The following is a 12885-nucleotide window of genomic DNA, read 5'->3' as shown; positions in this document are numbered from 1 at the left end:
GGACAGCATTCCGCCTCGATAATTTCTACATTTTTTCTCTTACTTAAATCTCTTAGAATTTTACCTACATCAACTTTTATCCGACCATAAATTATTTGCCTTCTATACTTTGGAGCAAAAACAATATGATATTTACATCTCCATTTACTATGTGATAAGCTTTTTACGTCATTCATTGACATTGAACCTCCTATGTTGAAATGTTGTGGTTGCCAGACCAACTTCATTTTATCACTAGGAGGTTCTTTCCTTTTCTCTAAGAAATTTGACTGACCCCCAGTTTAACTGGGGGTTTAATCATGCCTATTCGGCGTACAATTAAAAGGAATGAGTTCAGTAGAATACCAAACTCATTCCTAAAAAGTAACTTAATAGTATCTGTTCATAACTATAGAACTTAATAAAATTTTTCTGTAATGCGCTTTTTATAAAGAATCATAATGCATAGTCTCTATATAATAAAACTCTATACCATACATACAATCTAATATTCTATATCCAGTGTCATACTACTCATTTATATGGTTCTAAAGCAGATTCAATAACCGCCGCTTCTGCGTCATTAGGTTCACACATAGGCAAGCGAAAAGGACCTGCTGGTAATCCCATTTTTCGAACCGCATATTTAATAGGAATTGGATTCGTAGTTATAAACATGGCTTTAAAAAGAGGAACTAGTTCTCGATGAATGCGTTCAGCATCTAGGCCTCTATTTTCTTCATAGGCTTGAATCATATTACTCATCTTTGTACCTGCTATATGCGATACAACAGAAATAACACCACAAGCACCAACAGACAATAAAGGTAATGTTAACCCATCATCACCACTATACATCATAAAACTATCTGGCAAAGAATATTTAATTTCAGAAGCAAGATTTAAATTACCACTAGCTTCTTTTATGGCACATATATGTGGATATTCTCTATGCAAACGTGCTAGCGTATTAGCTGTAATAGATGTTCCTACCCGTCCTGGTACATTATAAATCATAATTGGTAAACTTGAAGCTTCTGCAATAGCTTTGAAATGTAAATATTGACCCTCTTGATTCGGTTTATTATAAAATGGAACAACTGCCATAAGCGCATCTACTCCAGTAGCACTAGCGCGTTTCGTAAATTCTACACTATGTTGCGTACTATTAGTGCCTGTATTAGCAATAATAGTACCTTTCTTGCCACAAGATTCTACAATACGTTGAAATAATAGCAATTTATCTTCATCAGAAATTGTAGGGCTTTCACCAGTTGTACCACATACTACTAATCCATCTGATCCATGATCTAATAAATAATTGGCTAACTGTACACTTCCTTCAAAATCTACTGTTCCATCTTGACAAAACGGTGTAATCATAGCTGTTATTACACGACCAAAAGTTTTCATCCTTAGCCTCCCTAAGTCTATAGACTCTTCATCTATTAAAAGCTTTGTTTCTTAATAAGGTACTCTGCAATTTGCAACGCATTTAAGGCGGCACCTTTACGGATTTGATCACCTACAATCCAAAAATTCATTCCTTTTTCATTATATAAATCTTTTCTAATACGTCCAATTTCACAATCATTTTGATTAGATGTATATAATGGCATAGGATATATCTGTTCCATCGGATTATCTTTTACCTGCAAACCTTTGAATGTACGGCAAGCAGCTTTAAAATCCTCTACACTAACAGATGATTCTGTTTCGACTAATACAGATTCTGAATGAGAACGGTACACAGGAACTCGTACAGTAGTTGGTACAACTTGAATTGTATCATCGTGGAATATTTTTTGTGTTTCATAAACCATTTTCATTTCTTCTTTTGTATAGTCATTTTCTAAAAATATATCAATTTGAGGAATCACATTAAACGCAATTGGATAATGTTTAGGGCAAGAAGTAGTTGGCAATATATTCGCTACTACTGGCTCATGATTGACAGATGCACTTACCTGTTTTTCTAATTCTTCTAACCCTTCTTTACCCGCTCCAGATACTGCTTGATAAGTACTAACAACAATACGCTTAATAGGAGATAAATCATGCAAAGGCTTTAACCCTAATGCCATAATAATCGTAGAACAATTAGGATTAGCAATAATTCCTTTATGCTTATCAATATCTTCTGGATTAACTTCTGGCACTACCAATGGTACTTCTGGGTCCATACGGAATACACTAGAATTATCGATAACAATGGCACCACGCTTTACTGCTTCTGTTGCTAAAGATTTAGAAATGGATCCACCTGCAAATAAAGCAATATCAATATCTTCAAACGATTCTGGTTTTGCCTCTTCTACTATATACTTTTTATCATTAACCAAAAGTGTAGTCCCTGCTGAACGAGCTGATGCTAATAACTTTAATGTATTAAATGGAAATTTGCGTTCTTCAATTAATGTAATAAATTCCGCCCCTACAGCACCGGTAGCACCTAAAATGGCAACATTTGGTTTCCTCATATCTATCCCTCTTTTTTAATTACCACATATCCTACTTATATAAACTATGGTTCTTACTATTTCAATATATCGTTACTACTACTATATAGAACAAGCGTCTATAATACGTCCGATATAATAAATGTCCTAATGCATTAATTATAAATAATGTTCTAATCCATAGGTTAATCCTGGATATAAACTTATTTTTTTGCAAGCTAATACAACACCAGGCATAAAAGATTTACGGCTCAAAGAATCATGACGAACGGTCAATGTTTCATCGAATCCGCCAAAAATAACTTCTTGATGAGCTACATACCCAGGCAACCTCACGCTATGAATAGTAATGTCATCGACTTTGGCACCTCTTGCACCAGGTAAACTTTCTTTTGTTAAATCTTCTGCCGCAGTAACATGAGCTGCTACTTTGGCTTCATTAATCAATTTAGCCGTTAGAATAGATGTACCCGATGGCGCATCATATTTATGGTTATGGTGTAATTCAATAATCTCTACATTTGGGAAGTATGGTGCTAATTCAGATGAAACCTTCATCATCATCACTGCCCCTAAGGAAAAATTTGGAGCCACAAGACAATTGGCACCATTTTTCCTAGCAATACGATCAAGTTCAGTCCGTTCTTCTTCTGTAAGGCCTGTAGTACCAATAACCAAATGTATACCAGCAGACAAAATCTGTTTCGCATTTTCAAAAATAACCGCTGGCGATGTAAAATCCACTATCACATCTGGTTTCTCATGAGATAAAGCGTCTTTTAATGATGGGGAAGTTACAATGTGTAAAGGTTCTATCCCTGCCACTGAACCGATATCACGGCCAGCTAATTTTGGATCAATCCCCCCTATTAATGTAAGTTCACTATCATCATGTACGGCTTTTACTACTTCTTTTCCCATTTTACCGCCCGCACCTGACACCATTACTTTAATCATGATAACGCCTCCTAAAAAAAAGACCAGCGGTGTTATCCACTGATCTTTCTATATACTACTTATTCTCCTATAACGAGAATAAAAATAATGCAAGAACAATGAGTTAGCACTCCATCAAATGATGACAGTCACATACCTATTAAGTATATAACCAGCAATAATCGTTAGTATAATTATCACTTCGGCGATCAGTCCTTTTATTATGCTTCTCTGCTTACCAAACTCCACAAAATTACTATTACATCTCGCGCCTCTATCTCCGTATATGATATTCTAATGTAATTAGTATACGTGTATTTTTCATATAAGTCAAATATAAGCATACTCAACTATCCGACTATAATTTTATACACCTATTAGAATAATTAGAAAATTATTCTGTCTCACCTGCATATGTAAATACTAATCAAGATTTAGAAGAAATAGCAAAATGTTCCATCAGTTCTCTAGCTGTCTCCATAGCTGTATGAGAAATATTTTTACCAGACATCATGCATGCTATTTGCCGTAAGTGCTCCTCTTTATCAAGTTCTTTCACTGTAGAATACGTACGTCCATTTTTTTCCATTTTCGACAAATGATAATGATGTAATGTAATACTTGCAGTCTGCGGCAAATGGGTAATACAAAATATCTGATTATGGCTAGATAGATTTTGTATTCGTTCCGCCACACGTAATGCAATATCACCACTGATACCAACATCAATTTCATCAAAAACTAGTGTTTTATGCATATTATCACTAAATACAGACTTAAAAGCTAAGGCAATCCGCGCCAATTCACCACCAGATGCAACTTTATGCAAAGGCAATAAAACCTCTCCTGTATTTGCTGAGAATAATAACTCAATCGAGTTAGCTCCTAACGCAGTTAAGCTATGATCACAGTCGATAGAAAATTCTAATCGTGCTTTTTCCATCCCTAGAATAGACAATTCTTTTTGTAATGCTTTTGCAATCGAGTCAGCATTCTTCTGGCGGATAGCGCATAAGGCAAGTAAATTAGTCTCTGCCTGTTGTTTTGCCAATGCTAACTCTTCTTCCAGAGTCTCTTGTGCATACGTTTCTTTTTCCAACTCTTCTAAACGAGATTGTGCCTTCTCTTCATATGCTTGTATTTCTTCAATGGTTGTCCCATATTTTTTCTTCAATGCATATAACAAAGAGTCCCGTTCTTGACAATACACATATCGCTCTTCATCAAAGCTAATCGTATCACCATATCGATCTAGTGATTGTGCTACCTCTTCTAATTGAACATAGGCAGAATTCATCAATTCTAATATAGTAGCAAGTTGATCATCATATTTTATGACACCTTGTATTTCACTTTGAATACTTGTTATAACATCTAACAAAGGTGTTTCTCCCTCATAAAATGCATGATAGCACGATGATACTACCTTATTAATATATTCAAAACTATCAAGCCTTTTTAACTCATCCCTGATAGATATATCTTCTTCAGGCTCTAAAGCAGCCGCTTCTATTTCATCAATTTGAAAGCGTAATATATCTAGCTCTCTAGCTCGTTCAGCCATAGTTTCTGTCAAATGATCCGCCTTGCATTTAGCATTTTTATATACTGTATAGGAGGATTGATACTTCTCATAAGCTTGCTTTGCTTCTTCCGTATAGGTATCCAGGTACTCATGATGCGTAGTTGGATCTAGTAATAATTGATTGCTATATTGACCATGAATATCCGCTAAATACTGTCCAATCTCCTTTAACGCCTTTAAGGGGATAGGTTGATCATTCGCAAGAATTGTGGATTTTCCTTGTCGATTGAAAGAACGAGATAAAATAAGTTGTCCGTCCTCTACTAAAATATTCTTGCTATCCAACACCTCTAGTAATCTTTTATTATGGGAAATATCAAAAACACCTTCAATAATAAAACTATCCTTTTCATAGCGAATAAATTCACTGTTAGCTCGTTCTCCCAATAAAATGCTAAAAGCATCCATCAAAATAGATTTTCCAGAGCCTGTTTCTCCTGTAAAAATAGTAATTCCTTCACGAAAGTTGATTCTCATCTGCTCAATCAAAGCAAAGTTTCGAATTCCCATTTGCAATAGCATAGATTAATCCTTCATTAATTCAGCAATACGTTTTAATACTGTTGGCACTTCATCTACTGTTTTAGCAATCAATAAAATTGTATCATCACCCGCTAAGGTACCGATAATCTCTGACCATTTTGCATGATCAATAGAAAATGCTACTGATTGAGCCGATCCAGGAATTGTATGAAGTACAATCATATTCAAACTATTATCGACCTTAATAATAGAGTCTTGAAATAAACGATTAATACGACTTCTAGATAAAACAATATTTTCCTCCGGCGATAGAGCATAACGATAATGTCCATCACCTGTAGGAATTTTTATTAACATTAATTCTTTAATGTCTCTCGATACAGTTGCTTGTGTAACCTCAATTCCTTCAGCCAATAAAGCGGCTGCCAATTCTTCTTGTGTTTCAATAGAATGAGATTGCACGATTTCTTTAATTTTGTTATATCGGTAACGTTTCATAATGGCTCCTTTTATGATATTAACCACAATGCTATTATTTTTAATTATATCACATAGAAATGTATAAAAGTACGATTTTTTATACATTTCTATGTATACATAGGTAACTACATTTCTATGTATTATCTATGAAATTAGCGTCTTTTTATTATGTATAGTTGAGGTGGCCGATTAATTTGATTGATTGGCTTCCACATAGCAATATCAAATTGCTTCTGACACTGTTGTGATAAAAAATCTTCTACCGCCTCTTGTTCTGATTGCCCATATGTCGTACCAGGATAAGCTACAATTGTCACATAACCATTCGTAGATAAATATTTCATGCTACTTGAAATAGCTGCTAAGGTGCTCTCAATTTGAGTGGTAATTGTATGATCTCCTCCAGGCAAATATCCTAAATTAAATAAAACCAAATCAAATCGTTTTCCTCTGTGCCCAATCTGTTCAATAAGAATATCATGGGAACCTACTAACAGTGTCACTTTCTTCGCGTCAGTCCTATGATTACAACTATGTTGATCTATAGAGAGCTTGGCTTTTGCTGTTTCAATTGCTACTTTTTGAATATCTATTCCTATAAATTCACAATTTCTATTATCTAGCCTAGATGCCTTTTCACATACATATAGTAAATCATTCCCATTTCCACAAGTTGCATCAATAACTACCTGAGCATCAACAATACATTCATCCCAAATACAATGTTGAAATTGAACAGCATGATTAACATTAATCATAATAATTCATCCCGCCTTGCCGATAACTTTTTAAAAAGTGTACTGAAAAATTTCTGATCTTCAAAACGTACAAATCGGCAATATACTGGATTCGATTCTATATGCAATATCTCTTCTCTAGAAAAGTTATACTCAAAGGTGCCGTCAATACAAATATGCAACTGCTTCTCTCTGCTAGGCATAGTGATATCAATCTGGGCACTTTCTTTTAATACCATTGACACACTTTGTAATAAATGTGGTGCTATGGGTGTCACAATGATGGATCGATTATCCGGTGCCATAATAGGCCCCCCTGCCGATAAATTATAACCAGTAGATCCCGTAGCCGATGCAACAATCAAGCCATCTGCAGGATACATTTGCGTATGGCCCCCATTAATAGCTAAGTTAATACGTGCCATTTTTGCTGGTTCAGATCGTGTAACAACCAATTCATTAATAATCGGTACTAATTCTTGTGTACCTGTTGGTCCTTGAATTTTCGCATGTAAATGGCCTCTATTTTCTATCACATATTCTCCATTAGCGATTCTTTTAATATGCGATGTCATTTGTTCTAATTCAATTTGATTTAAAAATCCAAGTTCCCCTAAATTAATACCACAAACCGGTACATTATATGGGTATATTTGACGAGCTAAATGGATAATTGTTCCATCTCCACCAAAACTAAACGCCATATCCAATTGTTTAAAAATATCTGGTTTTCTTAGCACATGAGAAGTAGGTATGGATAAGAGATTTACTAAATTATACTCCTCAATATCATCAGGAATATACACTTCGATATCATTATCCTTACAAATTCTATATGCTGTATTCAGTATTTCTATAATATTAGGCTTTCCCATATTAGGAAAAAATCCAATTCGCATTTTTTTCTCCTATAATGTATGTGCTTTATCTACTACTGATTGAATTAGTTCATCAGTAATTGGTAATGCACCCACTTCATTCTTTGTAAAGTAACCTAAAAATTCGATATTTCCTTCCATGCCTTTGATGGGAGAGAATGTAAGACCTTGTAAATACAAATGGCATTGACTAGCAACTGATAAAATACGCGACAATACCTCTTTATGAATCATCGGATTTCTAACAATGCCACCTTTACCGACTTTATCTTTTCCAGCTTCAAATTGTGGCTTAATCAATGCCACCATAGAGCCTGTATCTTTTAATAAATGAACGGCTACTGGTAATACTTTGTCCAATGAAATAAACGCCACATCAATAGAAATAAAATCTGCTAATTCGCCTATTTGGACTGGTGTAACAGAACGAATATTTTGTTTTTCCATGTTAATAACGCGTGAATCTTGTCGTAGTTTCCAAGCTAATTGATTATATCCTACGTCAATAGCAAAGACTTTACTCGCTCCATTTTGCAATGCACAATCAGTAAATCCACCCGTAGAAGCTCCGATATCTATCATAACCGCATTTGTTAAATCAATATCATATAAATGTATCGCTTTTTCTAACTTCAAACCGCCCCTACTAACATAGGGTAATGTATTACCTTTTATAACAATATTAGCATCTACAGGAACCTTCGTTCCCGCTTTATCAATTCGTATGGACTCGTCCATAAAAATTTGACCGGCCATAATCGCAGCTTTTGCTTTTTCTCTACTTTCAAATAAACCACGATTCACTAATACTATATCTAATCGTTCTTTCGTACTCATATAGCACCACCATAAACTACAAAATATTGAATACATGCAATAAGTATACCTAACATAAGGCCTCCGAATACTTCAAATGGTGTATGTCCCAATAATTCTTTTAATGTAGCCCCATCTAGTCGTACGGGAATCTGCTTATTTTTAAAATAATGAATTAATTGATTTAAAATTTGTGCTTGTTTTCCTGCCTCTCTGCGCACCCCCGATGCATCATACATAACAATGCAGGATAAAACAACACCTAAAATAAAAATATCAGAATCCACACCATTCTTAATAGCTATCGATGTGGTAGTGGCAATAACAAAGGATGTATGAGAACTAGGAAATCCACCTGATCCAACTAACCGTTCCCATGAAAATATTTTATATCTTACTAATGTAATAAAAAATTTAAGGAGTTGTGCCCCAAACCATCCCCAAAAAGCACTTTGTGCTACATAATTATGAAATAATACTATTATCGTATCCATATTAATTTGACCTACCTACTAAATACGTTACTAACGCCTCTAATATCCTAGTATCATGGGTAGTATTATCCAGTGCCTGACTAGCCATATTCGCTACGTCTATTGCTTCTGCTCTAGCTTTTTCTAGTCCCAGCAATGATACATAGGTAGATTTATCTTGTCGTTCATCACTCCCCGGCGTCTTGCCAAGTTCTTCTACCGTTCCTACCACATCTAATATATCATCAGTAATTTGAAATAATAATCCTAAGCAATTTGCATAAATACGATATTCTTCTTTGGTAGATGCATCTGCTTGCCCCAAAATTAATCCTAGTTCTACAGCGGCAGAAAATAAAGCACCTGTTTTCCCTCTATGCAAAATCTTTAATTCTTCTAAAGGAATATGCTTACCTTCACTTAATAAATCAAATGCTTGTCCACCAACCATACCATTTGGCCCTGCTGCAGCAGCTAGTACTCCAATGCATTCCTTGCATATTTGTGCAGATACTACTTTATTTTTTGTACACAACTCAAAAGCATATGTCAATAAGCCATCGCCAGCCAAAATAGCCATTCCCTCGCCAAACACTTTATGATTGGTTAAGTGTCCTCGACGATAATCATCATTATCCATTGCTGGCAAATCATCATGAATTAGAGAATATGTATGTATTAACTCCAAGGCACATAAGAATTCTGTATATTTTTTATAATCCTCGCCTAACGATTCCAATACCGCCATGGTTAAAATAGGACGAATTCTTTTTCCTCCTTGTAATAAACTATAATTCATAGATTCATATAATCGACTATATTCTGGAATTTCTGATGCTAACAACGTTGCTAATTCTGCTTCTACAAACTTCTTACCCTTTGCTAAATAGTTTGCTATCATAATGTCCTTTCAATTATTACAGTAATTTTATATATCACTATTCTGTAATTTTTACTTCTTCAATAATCTGTTGAATTTCATCTTCTACATTTTCTAGTATGCTAGTACATTCTTTAACTAGTACTAATCCCTTTTTATAATTTATTAACAATTCATTAATTGATAAATCATCTCTATCTAATGTTTGTACAATTGATTCTAATGCAGCATACTTTTTTTCATAGTTTTTAATTGTTGTTGTCATATCTTTTTATATCCTCAACGCGTGTCTGTACACTCCCATCACATAAGGTAATGTTGATAGAATCACCTACTGATATGGTATCTACGGAAGTAATCACATGATTTTTTGATTCAACACGACTATATCCTTTCAACATTAAATGTAATGGGTTAAGCAATTCTAATTGCTTGCCTATCGTAAATAATTGATTTTTTTTACTATCTACTTCTGTAGTCACTAATTGTATCAATGTACTTTTATAATTTTGCAATCGTTTTTGTTCTTGATGAATAGAAGTTAATGCAGGAATACCAAGTTTTCGATTAAATATAGCACTTAATTGTCGTTTTTTTTCAGACAATACATTACCTATATGATTGTGTAAATACATCTCTTTTGCATCTAATTGTTCTTGTAAACTACGCAATGGGTACACTGCCATTTCTGCCGCATGACTTGGTGTAGCAGCCCTTACATCAGCAGCAAAATCACAAAGAGTATAATCAGTTTCATGGCCTACTGCAGAAATAATGGGCGTCTTACATTCATAAATTGCTTCTACAACTTGTCTAGCATTAAAACACCATAAATCCTCCGGTGTTCCACCACCACGGCCAACAATAATTAATTCTATGTCCTTATCTTTATCGGCTCGTTGAATTCCTTTTGCTATACTAATAGCAGCCTTATCCCCTTGCACTGGTACAGCAAACAACTTAAATGGAATCAGAGGATTTCTTTGTTTACTTACATGCAAAATATCATGCAATACTGCACCAGATTGAGATGTTACAATGCCAATACAAGTAGACATAGTAGGTAATGCTTTCTTATGATCATCATCAAAATAACCAAGTGCGGATAATTCTTTTTTCAGTGCTTCAAACTCGAGTTGAATACTACTTTTTTCACCCACTTGCATATCCTGACAAATCAAGTGTAATCGTCCTGTTTTACTATAAAAATTAATAGAGGCTTTCATAGTAACTAGCAAGCCATTTTCAATTTGCTTAACTAGGCCTTTTTGTATGGCCGTGCTCTTCCACAGTGTCACATCAATCGCTGATTCTTCATCTTTCAAAGTGAAATAAAAATGTCCATTGCTATGATGTTTAGCATTTACAATAGTACCTACTACATACACATTTTTAAGTACATATTCTTTGTCTAATGTACGCTTGATAAAAGCATTTAATTTAGTTATAGAAAATATATGTTCCATATATATTATCCTCCACATGCTTGATGGAGTAAAGAAGCTCCAAATGCATTGCCCGTAGCATTATCACAGCTATATTTAGCATCTGCCAAAACTAGTTTCATATGTAATTTTCCTGTAGTACGTTCTAATTGATGCCGTAAAAATTGATTCGACATAACACCTCCTACAGCAACTAGAGTTAAAGCTGGCCTCTGTTGTACATGATATGAAATCATTTTATCTAATGACTTTGCAATACACTTAAATACAGAAAGTGCCATTTCATTTGTCGCTTTGCATCGTTGTATGCGACGCATCATTTCACTATAAGGGCCACTAAAACTAATATGTCCATTTTTTACAGATGAAGGCAGTGGAGCATAGGTAAATGCCTTATTTGCTGCTTTCTCCATCATAGGACCGGCAGGGAAATGAAAGCCCAAAGCCACGCCTACGCGATCAACGAATTGTCCTCCATGTAAATCTAAACTGCCTCCCACTAATTCTGTATGAAAGCAACCTGATGTATCATATTGACAATATAATAACTCTGTAGTTCCACCTGATACATGTAAGCTATAAAATGGTTCCATAGGAATAGATTTAATCTGACGTAGTGCTGCTAAAATATGATTCTCTTGATGTGAAAATCGATATAACGGAATTTTTAATATATGAGCCAATGTCCTAGCATGTCCTAACCCTACTAAAAATGCTGGCATATAAGAATTATCCTCACGTCTAGGAAACGCACTAACCCCTATAGCACTAATAGATCCATCCAAGGTTAGTGATTCTATAAGATCTGGTAATGCACGTGTATGTTGAAATACCATTTCTGATTGCTGTAATCCACATGCACCAGATTTAACTTGTAATAATCGACGTGCTTCGCCAATGAGATTACCTTCTTGATCAACAATAGCACAAGAAGTCGTATAGCAACTCGTATCAATGCCTAAATAATAATGATTCATTTTGATTTCACTATACTATCTAACACGCCATTAATAAATCGATATGATGATGTGGATGCAAAAGACTGTGCTAACTGAACCGCTTCATTAATAATAATAGAAGGTGCTAATCTATCATCAGAAAATTTAATTTCATAAATAGCCAATCGTAAAATTGCTCGATCAATCCTATCTAAATGTTCTACGCGACGCTTATTTAAAAACGATTGCATACACATATCAATATCCTGCATATGTGCTACTATACCTTGTAGCGTATTCTTCACATATGTGGCATCCATACTCCCATCTTTGTATCCTTCAGGGAATACCATCTCATCGATTGTATTATGAAATTCATTAGCATAGAGTGTTTGAAAGACATATTGTCTTGCTTGCCTACGATTTCGTTTATTACTATTACTCATTATGAAACTCCTCTTGTTTTGTTACTAAGCCCTCAATGTGAACATCTACTTTAACATCTTCTAATCCCAACGTTTCTTTTAATTTTGTTCGAATATTACGTTGTATATGTTTAGATACATCAATTAACTGATACCCATAAAAAACCTTGCAATATAAATTAATTTCTAATCCTTCTTTACGATGCTTTAAATTTAATCCTGGTAATGATTTCTTTCCAAATTTTTGACCAATACCATCCATAACATCATCAATAAGCCTTGTACTTAATGAATGAACTTCATCCATATTAGTTACTATTTTTGTAGCTACATCCAGTATTTCCCTATCAGTAACATGTATTTTTGACATA

Annotated in this window: 16 protein-coding genes and 1 riboswitch; all 16 genes read right to left on the bottom strand. The window is 34.5% G+C overall.

Translation table 11 applies throughout. From position 1 onward, the window contains the following. The coding region (gene tnpA, locus K357_RS0104935; protein ID WP_038113632.1) for an IS200/IS605 family transposase at nucleotides 1–176 on the bottom strand (176 nt) is incomplete at its 3' end. Nucleotides 177–513: 337 nt separating this feature from the next. After that, a complete protein-coding gene (gene dapA, locus K357_RS0104930) occupies nucleotides 514–1392 on the bottom strand; it encodes a 4-hydroxy-tetrahydrodipicolinate synthase (protein WP_028257724.1) in 879 nt (292 codons plus the stop codon). Between the two features lie 35 nt (nucleotides 1393–1427). Then, complete coding sequence (locus tag K357_RS0104925) at nucleotides 1428–2459, bottom strand: aspartate-semialdehyde dehydrogenase (RefSeq protein WP_028257723.1); 1032 nt, start codon at nucleotides 2457–2459, stop codon at nucleotides 1428–1430. Nucleotides 2460–2597: 138 nt separating this feature from the next. Next, on the bottom strand, nucleotides 2598–3395 hold the full coding sequence (gene dapB, locus K357_RS0104920; protein ID WP_028257722.1) for a 4-hydroxy-tetrahydrodipicolinate reductase: 798 nt from the start codon (nucleotides 3393–3395) through the stop codon (nucleotides 2598–2600). Nucleotides 3396–3491: 96 nt separating this feature from the next. Next, nucleotides 3492–3659, bottom strand: a riboswitch (Lysine riboswitch). 142 nt (nucleotides 3660–3801) lie between these two features. Next, nucleotides 3802–5481, bottom strand: coding sequence for a DNA repair protein RecN (recN, locus tag K357_RS0104915; RefSeq protein WP_028257721.1), 1680 nt, complete (start codon nucleotides 5479–5481; stop codon nucleotides 3802–3804). A gap of 3 nt (nucleotides 5482–5484) precedes the next feature. Further along, complete coding sequence (gene argR, locus K357_RS0104910) at nucleotides 5485–5940, bottom strand: arginine repressor (RefSeq protein ID WP_028257720.1); 456 nt, start codon at nucleotides 5938–5940, stop codon at nucleotides 5485–5487. 134 nt (nucleotides 5941–6074) lie between these two features. Beyond that, the gene (mnmM, locus tag K357_RS0104905) at nucleotides 6075–6680 is read right to left on the bottom strand and encodes a tRNA 5-(aminomethyl)-2-thiouridylate-methyltransferase MnmM (RefSeq protein ID WP_028257719.1); all 606 of its coding nucleotides are present in this window, start codon (nucleotides 6678–6680) and stop codon (nucleotides 6075–6077) included. Next, on the bottom strand, nucleotides 6677–7558 hold the full coding sequence (locus K357_RS0104900; RefSeq protein ID WP_028257718.1) for an NAD(+)/NADH kinase: 882 nt from the start codon (nucleotides 7556–7558) through the stop codon (nucleotides 6677–6679). Before K357_RS0104900 ends, mnmM begins: the two co-directional genes overlap by 4 nt. Nucleotides 7559–7567: 9 nt before the next feature. Further along, a complete protein-coding gene (locus tag K357_RS0104895) occupies nucleotides 7568–8374 on the bottom strand; it encodes a TlyA family RNA methyltransferase (RefSeq protein ID WP_028257717.1) in 807 nt (268 codons plus the stop codon). Beyond that, nucleotides 8371–8847: a divergent PAP2 family protein gene (locus K357_RS0104890; RefSeq protein WP_028257716.1), complete on the bottom strand. Its 477-nt coding sequence runs from the start codon at nucleotides 8845–8847 to the stop codon at nucleotides 8371–8373. The genes K357_RS0104895 and K357_RS0104890 overlap by 4 nt, the downstream gene beginning before the upstream one ends. Nucleotide 8848: 1 nt before the next feature. Then, nucleotides 8849–9727: a polyprenyl synthetase family protein gene (locus K357_RS0104885; RefSeq protein ID WP_028257715.1), complete on the bottom strand. Its 879-nt coding sequence runs from the start codon at nucleotides 9725–9727 to the stop codon at nucleotides 8849–8851. Nucleotides 9728–9764: 37 nt separating this feature from the next. Next, nucleotides 9765–9971 carry an exodeoxyribonuclease VII small subunit gene (gene xseB, locus K357_RS0104880; RefSeq protein WP_028257714.1) on the bottom strand — a complete coding sequence of 69 codons (207 nt, stop codon included), beginning with the start codon at nucleotides 9969–9971 and terminating at the stop codon, nucleotides 9765–9767. After that, nucleotides 9955–11172 (bottom strand): exodeoxyribonuclease VII large subunit, encoded by a 1218-nt coding sequence (gene xseA / locus K357_RS0104875; RefSeq protein WP_038113627.1) that lies wholly within the window; start codon nucleotides 11170–11172, stop codon nucleotides 9955–9957. The genes xseB and xseA overlap by 17 nt, the downstream gene beginning before the upstream one ends. A 5-nt stretch (nucleotides 11173–11177) precedes the next feature. Continuing rightward, on the bottom strand, nucleotides 11178–12128 hold the full coding sequence (locus K357_RS0104870) for a Kae1-like domain-containing protein (RefSeq protein WP_028257712.1): 951 nt from the start codon (nucleotides 12126–12128) through the stop codon (nucleotides 11178–11180). Further along, nucleotides 12125–12535 carry a transcription antitermination factor NusB gene (gene nusB / locus K357_RS0104865; protein ID WP_038113624.1) on the bottom strand — a complete coding sequence of 137 codons (411 nt, stop codon included), beginning with the start codon at nucleotides 12533–12535 and terminating at the stop codon, nucleotides 12125–12127. Before nusB ends, K357_RS0104870 begins: the two co-directional genes overlap by 4 nt. After that, nucleotides 12528–12884, bottom strand: a complete 357-nt coding sequence (locus K357_RS0104860) for an Asp23/Gls24 family envelope stress response protein (RefSeq protein ID WP_162138912.1) — start codon at nucleotides 12882–12884, stop codon at nucleotides 12528–12530. The genes nusB and K357_RS0104860 overlap by 8 nt, the downstream gene beginning before the upstream one ends. Nucleotide 12885 lies beyond the last annotated feature (1 nt).

The organism is Veillonella montpellierensis DSM 17217 (genome assembly GCF_000426745.1).
GTDB lineage: Bacteria > Bacillota > Negativicutes > Veillonellales > Veillonellaceae > Veillonella > Veillonella montpellierensis.
Note: the sequence above shows the minus strand (reverse complement) of the source record. Positions and strands in the feature narration are given on the sequence as shown.